Genomic DNA, 23,664 nt, shown 5'->3' with positions numbered 1-23,664 from the left:
TGACTGATTGCTGGTCATTATTTGAATAACATAGCATCAGTTACTTCGATTACAATGAGGAATTAGCATGGAATTTAGCGTAAAAAGCGGTAGCCCTGAAAAGCAACGCAGCGCTTGTATAGTCGTTGGTGTATTTGAACCCCGACGTTTAACCTCAGTAGCAGAACAACTAGACGAAATCAGCGAAGGTTATATCAGTAACCTGTTACGACGAGGCGACTTGGAAGGCAAAGCCGGCCAAATGCTGTTGCTTCACCATGTCCCTAATATTCTAAGTGAAAGAGTATTATTGGTTGGTTGCGGAAAAGAACGTGAATTAGACGAGCGTCAGTACAAGCAAATTATAGATAAAACCATCAAGACACTTAACGAAACTGGCTCGATGGAAGCGGTGTGTTTCTTAAGTGAACTGCATGTTAAAGGTCGAGATGTTTATTGGAAAGTCCGCCAAGCAGTAGAAACAACTCAAGACTCACTATACACCTTCTTACAACTTAAAACTAAAAAAGGCGAGCCCCGTCGTCCGTTGCGTAAAATTGTTTTCAATGTGCCGACTCGTCGCGAATTGCCTGCTGGCGAACGTGCTGTTGAGCACGGATTGGCTATTTCAGCTGGAATGAAAACCACAAGAGATGTAGCTAACATGCCACCTAATATTTGTAATCCAGCATATTTGTTGGAACAAGCAAAAATATTAGAAAAAGATTACGCCAGCATCAAAATTGAGTCGGTAAATGAAGCGCAAATGGCCGAATTACAAATGAACTCTTATCTGGCTGTCGGGCGTGGTTCAGTTAACGAATCGATTATGACTATTATTCATCACAATGGCGGCCCGAAAGATCAAGCGCCAGTAGTCTTGGTCGGCAAAGGACTGACTTTTGATTCAGGTGGTATTTCTATTAAGCCAGGCGAAGGCATGGACGAAATGAAATATGACATGGGTGGTGCAGCGGGCGTGTTAGGTACTATGCATGCCATTGCCGCCCTGAACATTCCACTCAATGTGATTGGCGTTTTAGCTGGCTGTGAAAACATGCCCGATGCCAACGCATATCGTCCAGGTGATATTCTAACAACCATGTCAGGGCAAACTGTCGAAGTTCTGAATACCGACGCCGAAGGTCGTTTGGTGTTATGTGATGCATTGACCTACGTAGAAAGATTTGACCCTGAGTTAGTTGTTGATATGGCTACCTTAACCGGTGCTTGTATCGTTGCCTTAGGAGCCCATGCATCTGCCGTATTGAGTAATCACAATCCTTTAGCTCACGAACTGCTAAATGCTTCAGAGCAAAGTGGTGATAAAGCTTGGCGCTTACCTTTGTGGGATGAATATCAATCACAACTGGATAGCCCATTTGCAGACATGACCAACTTAGGTGGACGTGCAGCAGGTACCATAACAGCGGCCTGCTTCTTGTCTCGTTTCACTAAAAAATATAACTGGGCGCATATGGATATTGCTGGCACGGCATGGCGCAGTGGCAAAGACAAAGGTGCGACCGGAAGACCCGTGCCTATGATGACCCAGTTTTTGATGAATCGTGCAGGACTGGAAACTGAAGAGTAATGACTGATGTTACTTTTTACATGCTAGAAAAAGCAGATGAAGAGCATCCTGCGCACTGGCTAACAGCATGTGAATTAGCCGCCAATAGCTATCGTAATAAGCGCCGTTGTTTAGTTATCTGTGACGATAAAAAAACAGCTGAAGCCTTCGATGAGCTTCTTTGGCAGCAACCACTGGAGGCTTTTGTCCCCCACAATTTAAGTGGCGAAGGCCCAAGTGGAGGCGCTCCAGTGGAAATATGCTGGCAGGTGAATAACCCCGGCAATAGGCCAGTGGTAATCAACCTTGCCAACCAAGTGCCCAGCGACGCTCAGCGCTTCAAACAAATATTCGATTTTGTGCCCGCAGAAGAAACCGCTAAGCAACAGGCTCGAGAAAGATATAAACAATACCGCGCAGCAGGATTAAACATGCATAACCTGCCCGCGAGTAGCATTAATGAGAATCAACATGGATAAGACTTTTAGTCCACAGAATATCGAACAAGCCCGTTACCAACTCTGGGAACAAAAAGGCTATTTTAAAGCCAGCGGAAAAGGTGACCCTTACTGTATTTTGTTACCACCACCGAATGTTACTGGTAACCTACATATGGGACATGCTTTCCAGCATACCATCATGGATTCACTGATTCGTTATCACCGAATGAAAGGCGATAATACTCTCTGGCAATGTGGAACTGACCATGCAGGTATTGCCACCCAAATGGTTGTAGAACGCCAATTAAATGCACAAGGTAAAACCCGCCATGATTTAGGCCGAGAAGCCTTTGTCGACAAAATCTGGGATTGGAAAGAGGAATCAGGCGGTAATATTACTCAACAAATGCGCCGCTTAGGTACTTCTCCAGACTGGGAAAGAGAAGCATTTACGATGAATCCTGACCTGTCTGAAGCAGTTCAAGAAGTATTTGTTAAATTGCACGAAGAAGGTCTAATTTATCGTGGTAAACGCCTAGTAAACTGGGACCCAGTGTTACACACCGCAGTGTCTGATTTAGAAGTGTTAAACGAAGAAGAAGATGGCTTCATGTGGCACATGCGCTACCCGCTAACGGATGGCAGTGGCGAGTTGGTGGTAGCGACAACAAGACCAGAAACAATGCTTGGCGATACCGCCGTGGCAGTGCACCCAGATGATGAACGTTATCAAAGTTTAATTGGTAAAAGCATCACATTACCGCTAACTGGACGAGAAATTCCGATAATCGCTGATGATTATGTGGATCCGGAATTTGGTACTGGATGCGTGAAAATTACCCCAGCCCATGATTTTAACGATTATGAGATGGGTAAACGCCATAGCCTAGAAATGATTAATATTTTCACGGCAGACGCAAAAATAAATGATACCGCTCCGGAGCAATATCGAGGGCTAGACCGCTTTGATGGGCGTAAACAAATTGTCGCAGATTTAGAAGCGGCGGATATTTTAGTTAAAGTCGAAAATCACAAACTAAAAGTGCCTAGAGGCGATCGCACAGGTGCGGTAATCGAACCTTACTTAACAGACCAATGGTATGTTGCCGTTGAATCTTTAGCCAAACCTGCGATTGAAGCGGTAGAAAGCGGTGAGATAAAATTTGTCCCAGAAAACTGGAATAAGACCTATTACCAATGGATGTACAACATTCAAGATTGGTGTATTTCACGTCAATTATGGTGGGGCCATAGAATTCCAGCATGGTATGACGATAAAGGGGGAATATACGTAGGCCGCAATGAGGCCGAAGTGCGTGAAAAACACATTCTAGGCGCAGATGTTAATTTACGCCAAGATGAAGACGTATTGGATACTTGGTTTTCATCCGCCCTTTGGCCATTCGCCACTATGGGCTGGCCGAAAGAGACACCGGAATTAGAAACTTTTGTGCCTAGTTCAGTGCTGGTAACTGGCTTCGACATTATCTTCTTCTGGGTAGCCAGAATGATCATGATGACCAAAAAATTCACCGGCAAGATTCCCTTTAAAGAAATATACATCACTGGACTTATTCGTGATGAGCAAGGGGATAAAATGTCTAAATCGAAAGGCAACGTGCTTGATCCCATCGATTTAATTGACGGTATTACCTTAGAAGCGTTATTGGAAAAGCGTACCGCGGGCATGATGCAGCCGCAAAAAGCTAAAGCCATAACCAAACGCACGACAAAACAATTCCCAGATGGTATCAATGCCTATGGCACTGACGCGTTGCGTTTCACCTTTGCAGCAATGGCATCCACCAGCAGAGATATCAACTTTGATATGGGCAGAGTGGAAGGTTACCGTAACTTCTGCAATAAATTGTGGAATGCTTCACGTTTTGTATTAATGAATACCGAAGAACAAGATACCGGCATTCAGGGTGGTGAGTTGGAATTAAGTCTCGCTGATAAATGGATTTGGGCACGTTTTCAACAAACCCTAAGTGAATTTGAATCGGCGATCAAAGATTATCGTTTTGATATTGCCGCCCAAGCTGTGTATGAATTCACTTGGAATCAATTCTGTGATTGGTACTTAGAGTTGTCTAAACCAGTTCTGAATGCTGAAACCAGCACTGATGCGCAAAAACGAGGCACTCGACATACACTTATCAATGTTCTGGAAAGTCTGTTGCGTCTTATGCACCCTATTATGCCATTTATTACGGACGAAATTTGGTTAAGAGTGGCACCTTTATGTGGGCTTGAAGGCGATAGCATCATGGAAAGACCATTTCCTGAATTAGATACTTCCCGTCAAAACGAAAGTGTATTAGCCGATATTGAATGGGTGAAAAGCTTCATTGTAGGAATACGTAACATTCGTGGTGAAATGGATATATCACCCAATAAACCCCTCAATGTACTTTTAAAAAATGTCAGTGACAAAGATCAGTCTCGCTTAGACTTGAGTGAGAGTTTCTTAGCAAAAATGGCGAAGCTTGAGAGCATTACAGAGCTGAAAGCCGGCGATAAAGCGCCAGCCTCAGCGACAGCACTTGTGGGCGAAATGGAAATTCTTATCCCAATGGCAGGTCTGATAGATAAAGACGCGGAACTATCGCGAATTGCTAAAGCCTTGGACAAAATCGAAAAAGATTTTGCCCGTACACAAGGTAAACTGAGCAATGAGAAATTTGTCAGCAATGCTCCTGAAGCTGTTATTAACAAAGAAAAAGCTAAATTGGATGACTTCCAAATGCAGATAAATAAACTCAACGAACAGCGAGATACAATTCAAGCACTCTGAGTTTAATCTTTTTCTAAACACAAACCCCGGTTGTACCGGGGTTTTTAGTTTCTGCGCTAGTTAGCTCAGTGCTAACTGGCGAGAACAATGAAAAAGGCTTAAGTCAGCTTATACCTAGTCGTCATCAAGTTAGCCATCCCTCGGTCTACACAAAGATTGCCGCTATTAAACCAATTAAACCACCGAAAACACCTCCCCATACCACTAACCAAGCCAAATGCTGTTTAATCATTTGTTGTACGAGTACTTTTACCATGGTTGGCGTGAGCTCATTTAAACGCTGCTCAACAATTTTATTAATATTTGCTATGAGATCGTCATTGGAATTGGATCCAGCGAGTTGCTCTTGCAGAGCAGCCATAAATGCTGGGTCTTGAACTATACCTTCAAGTGATGTTTCCATTTTAGTAACAAAGGGCTGTTTGAGGGGCTCTAAGGCTGCTTCACCTCCAAACATACCAAGCATTTGCCCAAATGAAGACTCTTTAATCACCGCTACCAACGAATCAAACGTGGGGTTTAAATCCACTTTTTTGAGCAGCGCGCCCACATGTATAGCTAAAGAAGGTTTATTATCCGTCAAGAAACGTTGAATATTTTCGCTATTAAAAAACTGCTCCATAATCAAATTTCGAATACCTAATTTGAAGTCTTCAAAATGCTCAGGAATCACGCCAGAACCGTATAATCCAGGGACTTTTTCAAATAACATATGAACGGCTAACCAGTTGGTAAGTGCCCCTGACAAAGCAAATAACCCCACGGTTTTCACTATGTTATTATCTAAACCGAAACCAACCAACACTAACAGTGCGGCCAAACCATTAGTGGCAATACTTTTATTCAAACTTAATCTCCGCTAAATACAAAAGGGTGAGTTAATACAACATTCAAAACTGTGGCGAGCATGCTAGCCTAAGTCAGCCCAAATTGGCATATCAAGGTAGATATTGTTTGATACAAAAACTTCAAGATCTTAAATAAAATTTCTTTGTACAAATTAGCCCCATAAAAAAAGGGAGCCTAAGCTCCCAGAAAATCTTACCTAACCAAACCTAACTTCTTGTGAAAAATACTCTTCCCATTAGTATTGGTATTAACAACAAGGTAAGAAATCCAAAACTTCCACCGTGTTCAGTGACGATAATTACTTGTGGCTGTTCGTAACTTTGACTCTCAAGTGTGAGTAAACTTAAGTCTGCATCACTATATCCATCAGAGATCGCGACTAAACGATTGTCATAGGTGTCATAGAGTTCAATTAACAACTCATAATCACCGGGAGGAAAACCAGTTTGCAGGTCACTCTCAATAACATAGCTATCTGAACTAGAATCACCGTTGATAAAAAATAGCGAGGTAGTGTGATATTCTTCAAATACGTCACCTCTTGCCAAATATAAACGGGCATAAACTTCCGCTTCGGTATAAATAGTGTCGGCATCAAATTCCAGAGTGAATCCAGAGTAATATCCGTCAGCATCGCGATCTATATCTAAAAATACGGTTGCATCGTAAATCCAAAAATCAGGATCGTCTTCGACCATACGTAAGTCACGATCAAGTGGCCTAGTTAAAGGCGCTGCCGCTTGCCGCATTTTGTGGGCTTCAGCTTTATCTAATGAAACTGACTCCATTGATTGTTTTTGAACACTTCCCGGTACGCCTTTTTTGTTCACTTGAGCTAACACTGAACCGTATTGAGATTCTGTAGAAGTAACACTGATGGATTCCGTTGTATCACTTTGCGCACTCAAGGCTGAAAACGAAGCGATTGAGAACATTAGTGAAAAAGTACTAATTAATGTAAATCGGGTCATGCTTACTCCAAAAACTTTCCTGTTAATCTGAGAATCATTGTGGACCAATTAAGATGAATAAAAGCTGAAGGGATGCTTAACTGTGTTCTTATAGCCCACATTTTATTCCGCGAACTGTGAGCAAATAACAACAAACAGCGAAAGAACTGAACGCTACTTGCTACTGGTGCATCAAATAAGCTTCGAAAAATTGACTAGCAACAACCAGTTTGAGCTTAGTTACCGCGCAAGGTATTCCTAAATTCTCGCGTTTTGATGTAAAAAACAGTTAATTCTTTTAACAACTCCTTGTTAAACATAGGCTGCAAGGCATTTTGTAATTAAATTACAATACAACTTTCATATAAAAATAAGAAAAGATATATCTTTATGATATATGGAAAAACCTAACAAACCAAGTAAATCAATAACTTAGAGTCAAATGTAACGTTTTCCGGAAGCGTGTAACACAATTTTAATCAAACCTATACAGTATAAAAACAACATTAAACTGAAATTTAATTACAATAAAGTCACTGGTTAGGTAATCAGTGATTCAAAATTTATTTTATATTTATTAAATAGGTGTCCATTATGAAAAAATTAGTATTAGCAAGTTTGCTTGCCCTATCTGTTCCATTTACAGCTTCAGCTTCAGAGTCTTCTGCTGAAAGCGTAAAATTCATTGGTGATTTAGAGTATGCATCATTTTGTAAAGCAGTAGTCAACAACGACGTAGAGCTTTTCAAATTGTCATTAAACCGTTTTGTTGGCGAGCTAGGTTCTTCTAGAAAGCGTGTTCTTAAGCGTGTTTTAGCTGATAACAATGTTACTTGTTCTGGTCAATCTTTGGTTGAATTTTCTGCAAAGCGCAACGCTACGCAAATAGGTTCATTCATTACTGCACAGGCTGAATAGTGACTGTAGGTAGGCAAGCTGGAAATCAATAATCCAGCTTGCTAAATCCTTCTATAACAAAATTATCCTTTGGTAAGTAAAACTGCCATTCCTCGGTTGAAATGTCCAAGCCAAGTTTTACAATATTGACCTTCCGCCGCTCTATTTATCTCAACCACTGCTCTTTTCTTAGGCTGTTGATTATGTCCAGTGTAAGCACGACTGTGAGTAATCGCATCAAAACTATCTAAAATGGCTAACAATCTTGCACCTTCACAGATATCTTTGTCCTTAATACCTAGTGGGTAGCCACTTCCATCGATGCGTTCGTGATGTTGCATCACAATTTTTCGAGCACTATTCCATTGATCAAGATGTTCTAATAATCTTGAGCTCTTATACACGTGTGAACGCACCAAATTAAACTCATTGGCAGTCAATTTACCTTCTTTGTGTAAAATACTAAGAGGCATAAAGGCCATTCCAAAATCGTGCACATAACAGGCTACAGCAAGCTGATCTTCCTCAATTGGATTACCCGCAATGCTATTGATATAAAAAGCCAACTTTGCAATGCGATCTCCGCGCCCTTCCCAATACATAGAGCGTCGCTCTATCGGTTTCATGAGTTCTCTGAAAAACAAAATGTCCATTTGTTTTTCATTACTTAACCCTTTAGGAATACCGGTATTAGCCAATGTGACTGACCGCGATGGTGTGGTTTCACCTGCAGCTTCTTCGATAACATCTGCTGCCGTGTGGTCTAAATCAGGATTGAGTAACAGTACCGCATCAGATAGCAGTTGCTCATGAGAAGCAGAATTTTCCGGGGTAATTTTCGCTACATGGTTAACTAACAGACGATACAGCTCTGGATCGTACTGAGCAAAACCCTTTTCGAAGCAACTTTCCACGAAGATTTTAACTCTGTCCATGGTTAGCAAAACCAGATCACTCATTGTACTGGTATATCTAACTTGGTTTTTGCGTAAAAAATCGAGCAGGTCTTCAACGTGTTGGAGCAACGGCAACAGAGGTTTAAAGTTAACTAAGCCTAAATCCCCTTTGATAGTGTGCACTGAGCGAAAGAGCGAACGTTGCAGCTCGTTGTCTTCTGGTCGCAGCTCCAATTCAATTAGAGTTTGCTCACTGGCCTCATAAAGTTCATTAATTTCATCGAGGAGATCATTCAAGATATCATCATCAAGATCTTCTGGAGTAAAGGTTTGCATCAATTTGATTTACCTCAAGCAATATCACAAAGTTCAATAATAACTAATAGTTATCGACCATCTGAACACGATCTACACAGCATATCTCTACTTTATTGGTTAAGCACTGCCGTGAACAGAGTTAATTTCTGAAAAAGTCGCTTATAACTAGATTAGGTTAAGATTTGGTATTAATCAGAAACATTGTATACTCACCGCCCATTTTTTATTTGAGAGTACACGTGTTAGCTATTGGGCGAGTGATATTCATTTTGTGCTATTTTACACTTGCAAGTTTAGCAATGATTGTGATGTGCCTAGTGCGTCCATTTCATCGTAACAACGTGCATGTTATTGGCAAGGTATATGGTGCTATTGCACCCATGATAGGCTTGAAAGTAAAGGTCAATGTGCCAACCAGCGTTAAAAATGGTGGCCCTTTCGTCTTTGTTGCAAACCATCAGAATAGTTATGATCTCATCACAGTGTGTCTTTCCGCTCAAAAGGGCGTTGTTTCTGTGGGCAAAAAAAGCCTAGTACTGATTCCCATTTTTGGTTGGTTGTATTGGTTATCTGGCAATATCTTGATTGACCGTAAAGATTCTGGACGAGCTAAAGATACTTTGAAGCAAACTATAGACAAAATTAATCAACGCAAACTTTCAGTATTCTTTTTCCCCGAGGGGACACGAAGTAGAGGTCGTGGTCTATTAAGTTTTAAAACCGGAGCATTCAGAATTGCGCAAGCTGTCAACGAACCTATCGTGATGGTAAGCACGAGTAATTTACATCAAAAAATACAGTTGAACCGATGGGATAATGGCACTTTGCTTATTGACTTGAGCGAGCCCGTAATCTTGGATAAACAACATGACGCCAAAACTTGGGCCAAAGAAATCCATAACCGGATGAAAATCAAGATTGCGGAACTTGACAATCAAGTTGCACAAATCGACGAAGTTAAATAGATTATCTCAAAAGTATAAACAACGAAGGATAGCCAATGAGCAATGCAGAACAAAAAGAAGAGTGGTACGAATTTAATCAAGAAACCGTTGAAGCTTTAATTGAAGACGGAAGCAATGCAGAATTGCCACACACTATCGAATATCATTTTGCTCATTCTGATTTTGATGTCCTCGAAAAAGCAGCTGTAGATGCTTTCAAAGCGGGTTTTGAAGTGGGTGATGCCGAAGAGTTGATGTTAGACGATGGTGGCACCGTATTCTGCTTTGATGCTGTTGTAGAAAGAATGCTAGATATTGATTTGATCAATAAAGATACGGATACACTGCTAAAAATCGCTGACAAACATAATATACACTACGATGGTTGGGGTACTTACTTTATCGAGTAGTTAAGGGTTTTATGTGATACAAAAGTAAAAGCGCAAAATCAATGATAAATAACTTTTCGAGATTCAGTTGAGGCATTCGTAACCTCTAGTTGGCTTAATTGCTGAAGTTTCTAGTGTTGCCACAGCCCAAGGCGATATGGTTTAGAGTTCTGTTAACAATGCCGTTGCAGAACTATTAATAATAAGGAAATGCATTATGTCAGAAGTTAAATTAGTTGTTTTATACCCTCAACCAACTGATGTGGCTCAATTCGAGATCGATTATCCAGCACATATATCGTTGCTTCATGAGAAAATGAACATCCCCACAGACCATAAACCTTATACTGTAACCAAATTTGATTCACAACCGCAAAACCCATCCCCATTCTATCAAATGTTTTCCATGCCCTTTCCTTCAGCAGAGGTGTTGCAGCAAACATTGGAAAGTGCCGAGATGCAAGAGGTAGCGGGTGACGCAACACGCATTTCAACTGGTGGCGCGCCGGTAATTTTGACTGGAAGCGACGCCAAATAAATCACGTGTAGCATGGACTTTAGGCCATGGAATTGAACTAAACCATAGCATTGGCTAGTTGCATAAATGGATTATAATGGCCGAGGGGCTTTGGGTAATGACTTAAATCTGTAACTGGGACGGGCGTCCCAGCTACAGTTTACTGTTTTACAATCTATACTCTTAGTGACTTTTCACCGCGAGCCAAACCACAAACTCCCGTTCTGGAAGACTCAATAACTTCAGTCTGAGCCCACATGGCTTGCGCAAACGCATCCAATTTATCACTCGTTCCAGTTACTTGAATCGTGTAATTTTTTGCATCTGTGTCCACTATTTGAGCGCGAAAAATATCAACAGTGCGGTTCACTTCAGAGCGCACTAAATCTGTTTTCGCGGCAACTTTAATTAGCATCAACTCACGTTCAACATGGGTTCCATCGGTTAAATCAGTAACTTTTAGTACATCTATTAACTTGTTTACCTGTTTAGTAATTTGCTCAATCACTTTGTCATCACCGTGGGTCACTATGGTCAAACGCGAAAGGCTTGAGTCTGTAGTAGGTGCTACGCACAGTGAATCAACGTTATATCCACGTTGAGAAAACACGCCCACAATGCGTGACAATGAACCTGGTTCGTTTTCCATCAATACAGAGATAATTCTTCTCATCAGGTACGCTCCGTTTTACTTAATCTCATTTCATCCATAGCACCGTATTTGATTTGCATGGGATATACATGTTCATTCTGATCTATTGCTATATCCATAAAGACCAAGCGATCTTTTAAGGCAAAACACTTCTCCATTGCTTCATCAAGCTCAGATGGATGATTAACTTTAATGCCAACATGGCCATAAGCTTCAGCCAATTTAACGAAATCAGGCATAGAATCCATATACGAATGAGAATGGCGACCTTTATAAATCATATCTTGCCATTGTCTTACCATGCCTAACGCGCGGTTATTCAATGAAATAATTTTGACTGGCAAGTTATATTGCAAGCAAGTAGATAACTCTTGGATATTCATTTGAATACTACCGTCACCCGTTACCACTACGGAAACGGCTTCAGGATTAGCCATTTGAACACCCATGGCGGCAGGCAAACCAAAGCCCATGGTGCCAAGACCACCTGAATTGATCCATCTTCTCGGTTTTGCAAAAGGATAATAAAGCGCAGCAAACATCTGGTGTTGACCAACATCAGAACTCACATATGCATCACCGTTTGTATGTTTATACAATGCTTCGATAACTTGCTGTGGCTTAATGACGTCATCATTTTTCTGATAATCTAAGCACTTAAGATCACGCCACGAATTGATTTGATTCCACCAATCCGCAAGCTTTTGTTTCTGTCCTGATAAGTCTTTTTTATTAAGTTGACTTAATACTTGCTCAACAACCTTATCAACGGAACCGACTACAGGTATGTGCACAGCAACGGTTTTAGAAATTGACGCGGGATCGATGTCAACGTGGATAATAGTTGCATGGGGACAGAATTTTTCCACATTGTTGGTCACACGATCATCGAAGCGTGCGCCTAACGCAAAAATACAATCGGCGTTGTGCATCGTTTTATTAGCTTCAAGAGTACCATGCATACCCAACATGCCAACGAACTGCTCATGTACGCTTGAGAACGCTCCCAAGCCCATTAACGTCGAAGTTACAGGGGCATTAAGTTTCTCAGCCAACTCAGTAATTAATGCAGAGGCTTCAGAGGTAATTGCACCACCACCAACATAAAGCACAGGTCTTTTTGCACTAACTAAAGTATCAACAGTTTTTCTAATCTGTTTACTGTGTCCTTTCAACGTTGGGTTGTAAGAACGCATAGTCACATCAGAAGGATATTCATAAGGATGAGATTCAAGCACATTCACTAAATCTTTTGGCAAATCAACAACCACAGGACCTGGACGGCCGGTATTAGCGATGTAGTATGCTTTAGCGATGGCCATAGGAATATCGATTGCTCGTTTAACCAAAAAACTATGCTTTACGATTGGACGTGAACAACCCACCATATCAGTTTCTTGGAATGCATCTTCACCTATGTGCATTGAAGGCACCTGACCAGACAACACAACCATAGGAATTGAGTCCATATAAGCAGTGGCAATACCGGTAATTGTATTGGTTGCTCCGGGTCCCGATGTCACTAAAACAGTACCAGTTTTTCCTGTAGAGCGAGCATAACCATCAGCCATATGGGCTGCGGCTTGTTCGTGGCGGACGAGTACATGCTTGACGTCATCTTGTGCATACAAAGCATCATAAATGTCGAGAACGGCACCACCAGGGTATCCGAACACATGCGTAACTCCAGAATCTTTAAGGGCGCGAACTACCATAGCTGCACCTGACATCATTTCCACCAGACATCCTCCTGTGTAATTAATTAGTGACTGTTAGATTTATAGAGGGACTATACGTGACAGATTAGGAAGATAAAACAGCAAAACGGCATAAAGTGAGATATATATCCCAATATACCGTTTTTTTAGGATGAGCATCCTATTATCAAGCTTAAAATAGCCATAAATAGGATGAATTTACATTTTATTTACACGCTTTTAGGAATCCATATCCACTTCTAACTCTACATCGTCATTTATTGACGCGTCTTCGTCGTCGTCATTCAGATGAGAAGGCTTGTTGCCGTAGATACTGCCCAGTTTTGGTCGACTAATGCGTTTTTGGTATTTTAACCAAGCACGCTCCGAAACAGTTTCAGGTTCTACCTTTCCAAATGCCGATTCAATAAAGTGCTGATCTTCTTCGGTTTCAGGTGAAATAACACCATCTACTAAAGCAGCATATAAGGCACCGTATTGACTTAACGCCTTGCTCTCATTAATCGAAAAGTCTCCAGAACGTGAAAAGCCGTAAGGATAATTTTTCACATCGCTGAAAACGCGTTTTGTCAAAGAATCTCTTGTAATATTTGCCATGATGGACATCCCAAAAAACAAAAAATAATCAATCTTAAAAACTGGTTCCAAATTGGTTATTGCAATTCACAACAAAAACACAAATTGGTGCGTCTATTCAAGTGGATAAATAAAACCAAAACGACCTAGTGTCAATAAAAATTTGATGACAATTTAAAGTCGGGTAAAATTCGTCGCAGATCCGCTACAGGGTTGAGGTTAATGAACTATTAAGGTGCATAAATCATTAGCATAAAATAGGCCAAAAGAACTATTGAAACGAGGCTAAAAGGAAAAATTACGGATAGAAAAAAACGCTTATTCAAATTCGTACTTGTTGGCTAAGAAAGTTGATAAATAATTTATATACCAAGCCCCAATTTGGTTCTGATTTTGAGCATTGTATTATCCCTTTTGAGCCGGGACGGCAGATTTGCCAATTGGAGGGTTATTTTTTCGGCACCCAGGCCCATATCATCTCAGCTTCAAGGGGTACAATATCTGCTCCATCAGTAATCACAACTTGCACTGCAATTTCACCTTTTGGCTGGTGTTGCATTAATTCAATTTGTTCCTCAGTCAGCCACGCCTTAGCAGTAATATCTCCGGTACAGCGTTTGACATAGTTCAGGTTCATCGTTTTGATTAACGGAATTTTATCTGCTGGTAAATTGATACCAACCACAAATCCGGTGGCGGATTCAGCCAACAACGCCATACCAGCCGCATGAACAGTGCCAATATGATTACGAACCTTGCGCCTATTTTTCAATTTTAAGGTTGCAGAGACCCCGTCCGTTTCAACAATGTCGATTTTAGCAGTGCCCACCAACTTTACTTTATAGCGGAACAAAGTTGTCATCAGAAATTGACTCAGCCATTGAGGGTATTGATTGGCTTTATCGACAAATTGTTTTAACGGGCTTTTAACTGACATGGTGTATTCTCCACTTACTGGTTGGACCACGAGAGTGTGAGCTATTTTATAATGAGTATCAAGCTAAAATAATCGCTGAACTTCGACGCTCAAGAAGAACGGTTAACAGTGAAGTTATGGTTATCAGGAACGAGTAAAGTAATAACAGATTCCGTGTTTGGGAAAGTTATCTTTAGATGTATAGATAGATTTCATTTAGAAAATTGGAGCGGGAAACGAGACTCGAACTCGCGACCCCGACCTTGGCAAGGTCGTGCTCTACCAACTGAGCTATTCCCGCATTTTGGTGGTGGTTGGCAATTCCTGATTTGCCGTTTTGCTTTCGGTTCATCCTAAACCGGGTGCGCATTGTACAAAAATAATTTAACGAATCAAGTGTTATTTTCAATTAATTTAGTTAAGTTGCTTTAATTGCTAAAAATATAATCATTACGCTTATATATTGAACACATGCTGACGGTAATAAACTAATTCCTCGATAGACTCTCGAATATCATCTAAGGCTTGATGAGTACCTTTTTTATGGAATCCGTCCAAAACTTCAGGCTTCCAACGTTTAATTAGCTCTTTTAATGTACTGACATCAATACTGCGATAATGAAAATAGTTTTCTAGGTCTGGCATATATTTCACAAGAAATCGACGATCTTGCCCGATAGTGTTACCGCATAATGGGGAAGCTCCACTGGGAACATATTGCTGTAAAAATGCAATTGTTTGTTTTACTGCCTCTTTCTCATCTATTGAGCTGGCTTTGCAACGATCTGTTAAGCCCGACTTACCGTGCACATCAACACACCAAGCATCCATGTTGTCGAGTATCTCATTGCTTTGATGAATCGCTAAAACCGGCCCCTCTGCTAGAACATTGAGGTTTTTGTCGGTGACAATAGTAGCAATTTCTAAAATGACATCGGTTTCAGGTTCAAGTCCGGTCATTTCAAGATCTATCCAAACTAAATTTTCGTTATTTAATGGCATAAAACAAACCTTATTAATGGGCCAACTGGTTTTTTCTTCAACTATTCGACAGTTTTAAACTATCTATCTCACCAAGCGTATCTTTCAGGATTTAGCTTGCCGATAAGCCAAGCCAAATAAAATATTATCAAAATTCACGCGCTGACGTTAACATGTATGAGTCTTACGAGCCAAATTAAGTAAAGTAAACGTGGCAAAAAAACCAAAGTTAACAAAAAAACAAAAACGACAGGTCTCTACCAACCGTCAAAAAAGGCTTTCCACCAAAGAGTCTTTTCAAAACGATGAACAATTAGCTGATAGCCGAAATGGAACCGTTATTGGACGTTTTGGTAAACATGCTGACGTACAAGATGAATCCGGGGAAATCACCAAGTGCTACATGCGACGCACTATTGGCAGTGTGGTTTGCGGTGATAAAGTTGAATTTCGTCCCGGCAAAGATGTCAATGAAGGGGTGAGCGGCATCATTGAATTAGTCCATGACCGAACTTCCGTTCTCACTCGACCTGATTTTTATGATGGTGTTAAGCCAATTGCCGCCAACATCGACCAAATCATAATTGTGAGTTCAGTTTTACCGGCGCTTTCATTGAATATTATTGATCGTTACTTAGTTGCATCTGAAGATGTTCAGATTCAACCTGTTTTGCTGTTAAACAAAATTGAAATGCTAGATGAAGATGCACGTTTAGCCGTTGATAAAGAACTACAAATATACAGAGATATAGGTTACCAAGTGTTACTTACCAGTTGTAAAACCGGTGAAGGTATAGAACAACTTAAACACATTTTATCAGACAAAATTAGCGTATTTGTAGGTCAATCAGGAGTGGGGAAATCGAGTATCGTCAATCAATTGCTCCCTGATGCAGATGAGGCAATTGGCGACATCTCAGACAATTCAGGTTTAGGCCAACATACGACCACTGCGGCTAAAATGTTACACTTCCCAGGAGGCGGAGATCTTATTGATTCACCGGGCGTCAGGGAATTCGCTCTTTGGCATCTGCCTGTAGAAAAAGTGACCTCAGGATTCATTGAATTTAGAGATTATATTGGCGGCTGTAAATTTCGAGACTGTAAGCATTTAGATGATCCGGGTTGTATCATTAAGCAGGCAGCGTTAAATGGCGAAATATCTCAGCAACGATATGCCAGTTACCATAAGATATTATCTTCAATGGAAGACAACAGACCAAACCGCGCAATTCCAACTTAAATGTAATCTTTTGTTTCCACAATAGGCTTCTAAGCCCCTAAAAATGGGGCGTTTTTCTACTCCCCATCAAAATGGCATGAGTTAGACCGACTCATTCTCAGACTAAAATTACAATATACGATACAATAACTTGGTCGAAATTACGGAGGCTCCGGTCTTGATCAGTTGGTTCAAAATTAAGTTACAATACATATTGCCTAAACACTTGCTATCCAGACTAGTGGGTAAGCTGGCAGCTAGTGAAGCAGGTGGATTAACCACCTCATTGATTAAGTTGTTTATTAAACAATATAACGTTGACATGTCAGAGGCTAAATTTTCAGAGCCTGACCACTACCGCACATTTAATGAATTTTTTACCCGAGAATTAAAAGAAGGTGTGCGCCCAATTTGTGATGATCCTAAGCAATTAGCGATGTCAGTAGACGGCACAGTAAGTCAATTGGGCGACATTGATTTTGATACCATTTTCCAAGCCAAAGGTCATAATTACAGTCTGACTACTCTTTTAGGTGGTAATCCAGATATTGCTGCACCTTTTCAAGGTGGAAAATTCGCTACCATTTATCTATCACCGAAAGATTACCATCGTATCCATATGCCTATGGACGGTGTACTGACGGACATGATTTATGTACCCGGAGAGCTGTTTTCAGTAAACCCTCTCACCACCGAAAACGTACCAGGACTATTTGCCCGCAATGAGCGTGTTGTATGCGTATTTGAGTCTGAGCACGGTAAATTCGCCATTGTATTGGTAGGTGCAACTATAGTTGCCAGTATCGAAACAATTTGGGCTGGTACGGTAACTCCCCCTGCAGGGAAAAATGTTCAACATTGGCGTTATCCCAAAGATAGCGAAAATACCATTACTTTGGCCAAAGGCGAGGAAATGGGACTGTTCAAACTGGGCTCTACTATTGTTGCCTGTTTTGAACCGGAAATGATCGAGTTCAACGGTCAGTCCAACGGTGACACAACACGACTAGGTGAAGTTTTCGCCACGCTAAAAGACTAAGATTCATGCATCCAGTAAAACGAAGCCTATGGTCTTTGCACCTAACCGTAATATTGTTAGGTGCCACGGCATTAATGTCTAAAATTATTCCTCTGTCCGCTACCGATATTACATTTGGGCGTTCATTGGTTGCTTGTATCGTGTTGGCATTGTTAGTCAAGCTCTCAGGGGCTAGCTTGCGCCTTAATAATATTAAGGATTATTGGGTTGCCTTAGCCCTTGGTTTGTTGATGTCAGCGCATTGGGTAACGTATTTTGCAGCCATGCAGTACTCGTCAGTGTCAGTTGGTATGATTGCACTTTTCACCTTCCCCGTTATCGCGGTCTTGTTAGAGCCGTTCTTTGAAGGAATTCGTTTAGTTTGGCAGGACGTTGTCAGCGCAATCGTGGTATTTATTGGTATTTTCCTGATCGTTCCTGAAATTTCTTTAAAAAATGACGTAACCTTAGGAATTCTTATAGGCATGCTTTCTGCGGTTCTTTACGCACTTAGAAACTTATGTCATCGAAAGTATTTTTCTCACTACTCTGGCTCCCACGCAATGGCTTACCAGACGTTAGTGATATTAATTAGCCTGTTATTTTTTGTTTCCGACGACTTTTTCACGGCCAGTAGTGAAACCTATATGTGGTTAGTGGTGCTAGGTATCTTTTTAACCGCCCTACCCCATGCCTTGATTGCGACTAGCTTAAAACATCTACGGGTTAAAACCTTTGCGTTGGTAGCCTGTATGCAGCCTTTTTATGGCGTGATTCTGGCCATTATCGTGCTTGATGAAAAACCTAACTGGCAAACTTTTCTCGGTGGAACACTGGTAATTTCTGCAGCAATCTACGAGACTGTAAACGCCCAAAAACTGCATCGCAAATAGTTCCTTTTATTAGGCTAGCGATTAATGGATTTTACGTGTTTATATACGCTCACCGTGGTGCCAGTGCGCTGGCACCAGAAAACACCTTACTTGCTCTTAAAACGGCAATTTCCCAGCAAGCCGATGGCATTGAATTTGATGTATTCCAACATCAAAACGAATTTATTTTAATTCATGATCGCTGGCTTCATCGCACTACCAATGGCATTGGTAATATAGATTCATTATTACTTGAGCAAATCAGAAAATTAGATGCAGGAGAAGGGGAAACAGTACCGACCCTATTTGAAGCGCTAGAATGTATCGGTCAATCCTGTCAAATCAACATTGAATTGAAGGGCGTTAGGGATATTCCTTTGCTCCTAAAATACGTTCAGCAAGCCTGTATAGCCTTATCTATTCCATGCTCAAATATTTTGTATTCGTCATTTGATCATCATTTACTAAAAGCCATTAAAACGATTTCACCTACTTCAAGAATAGGCGCACTAACTGCAAATAAGCCAGTTGACTACGCTGCATTTGCTGAAAACTTAGGCGCTGAGTTTGTTAATGCTGATGTGACATTTGTAGACAAAAATTTTGTTTACGATGCGAAACGAAGAGGACTTAAAATGGGTGTTTATACCGTTGATCAGCCTGAAGACTTATTACAATTGCAAAAATGGGGAGTGGACGCAGTATTTTGCAATAATCCACTCAATGCCAGATTAGCTCTTACTGATTCGGCTGTTGACTAGACTCACAATCATGACAAGTATCGCAGCTTTTGCACAAACGAATATTGGCAACATGTGCTGCAACGATCAGTAGCGCTCCCAAACCAATAGTAAATGGTTCATAAGCCTCACCAAACATATCTTTGTTCCAATAAATTAAGCCGCCTAAGAGCAAGCTGTATATTGGATATAATTGTCTGTGGTATCGATAGAACCCGAAAAGAAGGGCCCAGAAACCTACTATCATCGATAAGGTCAGAATCGTTTTTTCAAACCAATCTTGAGCAAAAAAGCTCGCGCTGACAAAGGGCACAAGCGGAATGAGAATAGGCAACAGCAAACAATGCAAAGCACAGATACTGGACGTCCAGATCCCTACTCTATCCATTACTGATTTATTTTCAGATGTTGCCATGGCGCTAACTAAACCTCTCACGTTATGCTTATTTAATTCAGTTTTACATTAAATGCAGGATATAAGATCAAGTTTAAATCTTACCCTATTAAAACCGGGACGTTATAGTATAACATTTCCATTCAAATGCAACCGTTATTAGTTTTTTTATAGGCCAATTGTTGGGTTAAACAACAAAAATCCGTAGCATGGTCTTTAGGCCATGGAATCTGAGCCAAAAATGTCAAATATAGGACGTAATTTATTCCGCTGAATTCATTAATCCCCTAGCAAGTCCCGTAATTTTTGTTCGGCTATTTGCGCGGGCGTTAATTGTTTATCTTCAGATTCTGCCACATCCTTCACTTCGGGCTGTTCACCAAATAGGGCGGCCAATTGTGCTTTGGCGTGTTGTGCTTTGTGATCCTGAGTTTGAGCAAAGGTTTTACCAGAGGGTGAGAAATAGTCACAGAAGTTTGCCTTTTCAGGATCACTTACTTGCTCAGCCCTTGGTTCATTGCAGCCACCTCGTCCGTCGTAATCTTTACACATTTTACAAACATGCTGATCTGCACCACAGTTGGCACATTCTTCTCGGCGAGACATAGGAAATATAACATCGGTTAGACGGTTGCCACATTTCCAGCAGGTTAATTCTGAACAACTCATTGGTGTTGATCAAACATAATTACATTACCGTCAGGGTCTTTTAAAATACAGTGGGCAGGCCCTGACTCTCCTTGAGTTTCAGAATCGATTGGATAACCATTTTTACGAATATGAGCTTCTATTGATCTGACATCCAAGGGATTAAACGTAAGAATATTATCTTCAAACATACCTTCAAATAATCCGATAACAGTAGTGTCTTTTTGTAATATCAGCCATTTATCTTCAACGCTGCCACAGCCTTCATGGGTTTTAAACCCAAGCATTTCATAAAATGCTTTGGATTTAACAATGTCTTTCACTGCCAAGCTAACCGAAAATTGTCCTAATTCCATAGTGGAAAACCTCACTTTATATCACTGTATAATCAATATAGCCTCAAACGACGCAAATGATAATAAAGTTAACAATCGGTTTTGTGCTTTGTTGAGCGACCTATTACTTCATTTTAGGAAGATTTTTCAGTTTAGTGGCGAAGGTCACAACAAGCATCACTACAGCACCGGCCATTACCCCGGTTAAACCTTCGAGTAAAATTGGGGCAACGCTTTGACTAACACTGCCAAATAGGGTTTCAAGCCAAGCGACTATTTCATGAACCACATGATGGACAGTTGGAATACTATGCACCAGTATGCCACCTCCAACTAGAAACATGGCTGCAGTCCCAACAATAGCTAAGGTTTTCATCAGCATAGGGGCAAACATTAATAGTCCTCTACCTAAGGTGCGTTGAAGTGTATCAAACTTGCCGGTTATCGATTTACGCAGTAGATAGAGTCCCAAGTCATCTAGTTTTACAATACCAGCGACTAGACCATAGACCCCCACTGTTATAAGTAACGCCAGCCCAGATACCACCGCCAACTGGGTCATGAAAACTTCGTCTTTTACAGTACCCAGTACTATTACAATTATTTCAGCAGAAAGAATAAAATCAGTGCGAATTGCGCCCTTAATTTTATCTTTTTCTAAAGCAACGAGATCAACGTTAGGATCTGCCAAAGCTTTTATCTTTTCTGCATGCTCGGCCTGTAACTCTGCTTTGGAGTGGAAGAACTTATGGAATACCTTTTCAAAACCTTCAAAACTTAAATATAAGCCACCAATAACCATCAAAACGGTGATTAACACAGGTAAAAATGCGCTAATTGCTAAAGCTGCAGGCACTAAAATGAGTTTATTTAAAAATGAGCCTTTAGCGACAGCCCACACCATAATACGAATTTTAAGTTTTCAGTACACAAATTAAATTAAAGTTGTATTTTAATGGATTGTGATATAATAGCGACTTTAGGGAAATGGTATACTTATTAATGGCTAAGAAACAAACTGTCAGGTTAACATCCACCACCGCAAAGCATGACGCTAATTTGGCACATTTGCCTATTAAAGGCGGGGATGGTCTTCCTGAGTATCAACGGTATTTCACTTGTAAGGATTTTTGCTTTTTTTTTGAACCCCCTAGATGCAAATCGGAAGTCAATAAAAGTTTGCGAAACATTTCTTCATCGAAGTCGGCGTTTAATATTTTCAGTGACGGAAAAGACCTCGTAGGAGTTGAAATAGCAAAAACCTTTTGTCGGCTACTAATTCAGAGCTTTAAAATTAAGCCGGTCAAAAAGCCGGATGACTTCAACCTATCTATAAAACGTTTATTTCATTATCTCGCTTCGTTGGAAGAGAAGCCATTTGCATTTAAAGACATAACTCTCAATATTTATGTTGATTTCCTTCTGAGTTTACCAAATGAATTGCAAGCTAAAGCCGGAAAGACTTGTTTTCAAAGAATATTACCACTTCACCCACATAGCAAATTGCTGAACATAAATTCAATATCAGTGCATCGTCAACACAAGAGTCGTATTCAAGATCTTGATTTGGATTCCTTGCTTGACGAAAAAGACTATTCAGACCGTGTCATGATGCAAATGCTTGCATACTGCTTCTACGATTTGGAGATTTGGAAAAAGCGTTGGGAACTTATGCAAAGCACCACTAAAGAAAGTCTCGGTGAAGATTATTTTGATAAATACTCTATAAATGATCACAACTTGGTAAAAGCATTATCTAGCGGCAAGGAGGGACATGATAAACTTTTTTTAAATTTTTTACTTGAATGTAAGGCAGAACGGGCGGGGAAAATACTACATCGTGACAATATTCAGACAAATCGAATCAGGAGCATAGTTAAAGGTAAAGGTTATAAAGGGATAAATGGTCGCGCTGATTATGTGGCTTATCATAAATACTTAGCGAATAAAATGTGGAGTTATTACGCTAAAGCAGACCAGCCTGAACCTCGCCCCTACTTAAAATTCGAGACTCAACATATGCCTGCAGTTTTAGCATTATTCTTAATGATTTCGACAGGGAAGAATAAAGAAACAATCTTAAGTATAAAGCGAAACTATGGAAATAAAGCTTGGTATGAAAACTTTGACATAAACCTTGGCGTCGATGATAAAACTCCAGCTTCGCAAAAAATAATTCGTGTCATTGGCCATAAAACGAGAGGTGCTTTTGGCATAAAAAAAATCCCAATGCGTATTCCTATCAACTCTCCTATATTCGAATATATGAAGCTTTATGATGATATTGTAAATGCTCCTACTAGAGAGTACTTTTTCAATTTTAAAAGCTCATCGACCTTGTTGCAAACACACAAAGTGTTTTGTAACTCCTATAAAATTCTTGATGACAACAATGAAGTATTAACTAGTATTGAAACTCCCCGTTTGCGTAAGACTTTTGCAGGCCATTTACTGTTGCAAATGGTTGAAGATGTTGATAATGCTGAAGACTTAGTAAGTAAACTACGCGAAGCATTGAATCATAAAGAGTTCGACACGACTTTGTTTTCTTACATTATGAAAACTGGAGTCGGAAACCAAGTTATTAATGCTGCTATTGTCGCTCTAACATCAAATATGCTTGAAAAGGCGATGGTTTTTCAAGGAACCATCTGTGAAGAAACTGAGCGGGACGCAAGAAATAAACAAGTTTACCTCTGTGACTGCACGGATGACACTAGCCCTACGCATAATCTCCCTATAGCAGACAGGTGCAAAAAATACGATATGTGCTTAGGATGTGAACGATCTGAAGTATATGCCATGCATATACCAAAAATCTGCTATCGGGTTATGCAGTATGATGAAGTAGCTAAAAAAAATCCCTTGGGATTTAGCGGGTTACTAGAAGACCGACGACAAATAGCCTTAGACACTATAGGGAGATTTAGTAATGAGCATGGTCGAGGTGTTGAAATTGTAGAACATGGCTATGCCGAGGCTGCTAGAGCCATGAAAAACAATAGACCATTACTCCCTACAATAATTCAATTCCAATAGGTGA

Annotated in this window: 24 protein-coding genes and 1 tRNA gene; 12 read left to right on the top strand and 13 right to left on the bottom strand. The window is 40.5% G+C overall.

Going from position 1 to position 23,664, the window contains the following annotated elements:
- Positions 1-67: 67 nt before the first annotated feature.
- The 3 genes from pepA to Q4567_RS03090 are packed head-to-tail and all read left to right on the top strand — an operon-like array spanning position 68 to position 4,789.
- Positions 68-1,573, top strand: a complete 1,506-nt coding sequence (gene pepA / locus Q4567_RS03100) for a leucyl aminopeptidase (protein ID WP_216048770.1) — start codon at positions 68-70, stop codon at positions 1,571-1,573.
- On the top strand, positions 1,573-2,031 hold the full coding sequence (locus Q4567_RS03095; RefSeq protein ID WP_216048771.1) for a DNA polymerase III subunit chi: 459 nt from the start codon (positions 1,573-1,575) through the stop codon (positions 2,029-2,031). The genes pepA and Q4567_RS03095 overlap by 1 nt, the downstream gene beginning before the upstream one ends.
- On the top strand, positions 2,024-4,789 hold the full coding sequence (locus Q4567_RS03090; protein ID WP_303499305.1) for a valine--tRNA ligase: 2,766 nt from the start codon (positions 2,024-2,026) through the stop codon (positions 4,787-4,789). The genes Q4567_RS03095 and Q4567_RS03090 overlap by 8 nt, the downstream gene beginning before the upstream one ends.
- A gap of 145 nt (positions 4,790-4,934) precedes the next feature.
- Here the strand turns inward: Q4567_RS03090 and Q4567_RS03085 are convergent, their stop codons facing one another.
- Complete coding sequence (locus Q4567_RS03085) at positions 4,935-5,636, bottom strand: DUF445 family protein (RefSeq protein WP_303499302.1); 702 nt, start codon at positions 5,634-5,636, stop codon at positions 4,935-4,937.
- Positions 5,637-5,844: 208 nt separating this feature from the next.
- Positions 5,845-6,609, bottom strand: coding sequence for a choice-of-anchor H family protein (locus Q4567_RS03080; RefSeq protein ID WP_216048774.1), 765 nt, complete (start codon positions 6,607-6,609; stop codon positions 5,845-5,847).
- Between the two features lie 573 nt (positions 6,610-7,182).
- Here Q4567_RS03080 and Q4567_RS03075 point away from each other — a divergent pair.
- On the top strand, positions 7,183-7,506 hold the full coding sequence (locus tag Q4567_RS03075; RefSeq protein WP_216048775.1) for a DUF3718 domain-containing protein: 324 nt from the start codon (positions 7,183-7,185) through the stop codon (positions 7,504-7,506).
- A gap of 62 nt (positions 7,507-7,568) precedes the next feature.
- Here the strand turns inward: Q4567_RS03075 and Q4567_RS03070 are convergent, their stop codons facing one another.
- The gene (locus tag Q4567_RS03070) at positions 7,569-8,717 is read right to left on the bottom strand and encodes an HD-GYP domain-containing protein (RefSeq protein ID WP_216048776.1); all 1,149 of its coding nucleotides are present in this window, start codon (positions 8,715-8,717) and stop codon (positions 7,569-7,571) included.
- A 221-nt stretch (positions 8,718-8,938) separates the two neighbouring features.
- Between Q4567_RS03070 and Q4567_RS03065 the strand changes: the two genes are divergently transcribed.
- The 3 genes from Q4567_RS03065 (at position 8,939) to Q4567_RS03055 (ending at position 10,570) form a co-directional block, all read left to right on the top strand.
- Positions 8,939-9,664: a 1-acylglycerol-3-phosphate O-acyltransferase gene (locus Q4567_RS03065; RefSeq protein WP_216048777.1), complete on the top strand. Its 726-nt coding sequence runs from the start codon at positions 8,939-8,941 to the stop codon at positions 9,662-9,664.
- 35 nt (positions 9,665-9,699) lie between these two features.
- Positions 9,700-10,053: a ribonuclease E inhibitor RraB gene (rraB, locus tag Q4567_RS03060; RefSeq protein WP_216048778.1), complete on the top strand. Its 354-nt coding sequence runs from the start codon at positions 9,700-9,702 to the stop codon at positions 10,051-10,053.
- Between the two features lie 196 nt (positions 10,054-10,249).
- Positions 10,250-10,570 (top strand): EthD family reductase, encoded by a 321-nt coding sequence (locus Q4567_RS03055; RefSeq protein ID WP_216048779.1) that lies wholly within the window; start codon positions 10,250-10,252, stop codon positions 10,568-10,570.
- 154 nt (positions 10,571-10,724) lie between these two features.
- On the opposite strand, the gene ilvN is transcribed toward Q4567_RS03055, so the two are convergent.
- From ilvN to orn, 6 genes are all read right to left on the bottom strand, one after another.
- The gene (gene ilvN / locus Q4567_RS03050; protein ID WP_216048780.1) at positions 10,725-11,222 is read right to left on the bottom strand and encodes an acetolactate synthase small subunit; all 498 of its coding nucleotides are present in this window, start codon (positions 11,220-11,222) and stop codon (positions 10,725-10,727) included.
- Positions 11,222-12,940, bottom strand: a complete 1,719-nt coding sequence (locus Q4567_RS03045; protein WP_216048781.1) for an acetolactate synthase 3 large subunit — start codon at positions 12,938-12,940, stop codon at positions 11,222-11,224. The genes ilvN and Q4567_RS03045 overlap by 1 nt, the downstream gene beginning before the upstream one ends.
- A gap of 198 nt (positions 12,941-13,138) precedes the next feature.
- Positions 13,139-13,516, bottom strand: a complete 378-nt coding sequence (gene maoP, locus Q4567_RS03040; protein ID WP_216048782.1) for a DUF413 domain-containing protein — start codon at positions 13,514-13,516, stop codon at positions 13,139-13,141.
- 427 nt (positions 13,517-13,943) lie between these two features.
- Positions 13,944-14,432, bottom strand: coding sequence for a DUF4442 domain-containing protein (locus Q4567_RS03035; protein ID WP_216048783.1), 489 nt, complete (start codon positions 14,430-14,432; stop codon positions 13,944-13,946).
- A gap of 204 nt (positions 14,433-14,636) precedes the next feature.
- Positions 14,637-14,712: transfer RNA gene (locus Q4567_RS03030), tRNA-Gly, on the bottom strand.
- Between the two features lie 155 nt (positions 14,713-14,867).
- Complete coding sequence (gene orn, locus Q4567_RS03025) at positions 14,868-15,413, bottom strand: oligoribonuclease (RefSeq protein ID WP_216048784.1); 546 nt, start codon at positions 15,411-15,413, stop codon at positions 14,868-14,870.
- Between the two features lie 190 nt (positions 15,414-15,603).
- Here orn and rsgA point away from each other — a divergent pair, with 190 nt between their 5' ends.
- The 4 genes from rsgA to Q4567_RS03005 all read left to right on the top strand — a co-directional run bounded on the left by rsgA (position 15,604) and on the right by Q4567_RS03005 (position 19,265).
- Positions 15,604-16,635, top strand: coding sequence for a small ribosomal subunit biogenesis GTPase RsgA (gene rsgA / locus Q4567_RS03020; RefSeq protein ID WP_216048785.1), 1,032 nt, complete (start codon positions 15,604-15,606; stop codon positions 16,633-16,635).
- A gap of 157 nt (positions 16,636-16,792) precedes the next feature.
- Complete coding sequence (gene asd, locus Q4567_RS03015; RefSeq protein ID WP_303499294.1) at positions 16,793-17,653, top strand: archaetidylserine decarboxylase; 861 nt, start codon at positions 16,793-16,795, stop codon at positions 17,651-17,653.
- A 5-nt stretch (positions 17,654-17,658) separates the two neighbouring features.
- Positions 17,659-18,525 (top strand): DMT family transporter, encoded by an 867-nt coding sequence (locus Q4567_RS03010; RefSeq protein WP_216048787.1) that lies wholly within the window; start codon positions 17,659-17,661, stop codon positions 18,523-18,525.
- A 35-nt stretch (positions 18,526-18,560) separates the two neighbouring features.
- Positions 18,561-19,265: a glycerophosphodiester phosphodiesterase family protein gene (locus Q4567_RS03005; RefSeq protein WP_303499292.1), complete on the top strand. Its 705-nt coding sequence runs from the start codon at positions 18,561-18,563 to the stop codon at positions 19,263-19,265.
- On the opposite strand, the gene Q4567_RS03000 is transcribed toward Q4567_RS03005, so the two are convergent.
- The 4 genes from Q4567_RS03000 to Q4567_RS02985 form a co-directional block, all read right to left on the bottom strand.
- A complete protein-coding gene (locus Q4567_RS03000) occupies positions 19,243-19,659 on the bottom strand; it encodes a MerC domain-containing protein (protein WP_216048789.1) in 417 nt (138 codons plus the stop codon). The genes Q4567_RS03005 and Q4567_RS03000 overlap by 23 nt on opposite strands.
- Positions 19,660-19,917: 258 nt before the next feature.
- On the bottom strand, positions 19,918-20,307 hold the full coding sequence (locus Q4567_RS02995; protein ID WP_303499290.1) for a hypothetical protein: 390 nt from the start codon (positions 20,305-20,307) through the stop codon (positions 19,918-19,920).
- Complete coding sequence (locus Q4567_RS02990) at positions 20,304-20,642, bottom strand: VOC family protein (protein WP_303499288.1); 339 nt, start codon at positions 20,640-20,642, stop codon at positions 20,304-20,306. The genes Q4567_RS02995 and Q4567_RS02990 overlap by 4 nt, the downstream gene beginning before the upstream one ends.
- Before the next feature lie 103 nt (positions 20,643-20,745).
- On the bottom strand, positions 20,746-21,525 hold the full coding sequence (locus Q4567_RS02985) for a DUF808 domain-containing protein (RefSeq protein WP_303499286.1): 780 nt from the start codon (positions 21,523-21,525) through the stop codon (positions 20,746-20,748).
- A gap of 98 nt (positions 21,526-21,623) precedes the next feature.
- Here Q4567_RS02985 and Q4567_RS02980 point away from each other — a divergent pair, with 98 nt between their 5' ends.
- Entirely contained in the window at positions 21,624-23,660 is a 2,037-nt protein-coding gene (locus Q4567_RS02980; RefSeq protein WP_303499284.1) for a hypothetical protein, read from the top strand.
- Positions 23,661-23,664: the final 4 nt, after the last annotated feature.

Origin of the sequence: Aliiglaciecola sp. 2_MG-2023 (assembly GCF_030548145.1) — a bacterium.
In the GTDB taxonomy this organism is placed as follows: Bacteria; Pseudomonadota; Gammaproteobacteria; order Enterobacterales; family Alteromonadaceae; genus Aliiglaciecola; species Aliiglaciecola lipolytica_A.
The sequence above is the reverse complement of the archived record's forward strand: the minus strand, read 5'-3'. Positions and strand labels throughout refer to the sequence as shown.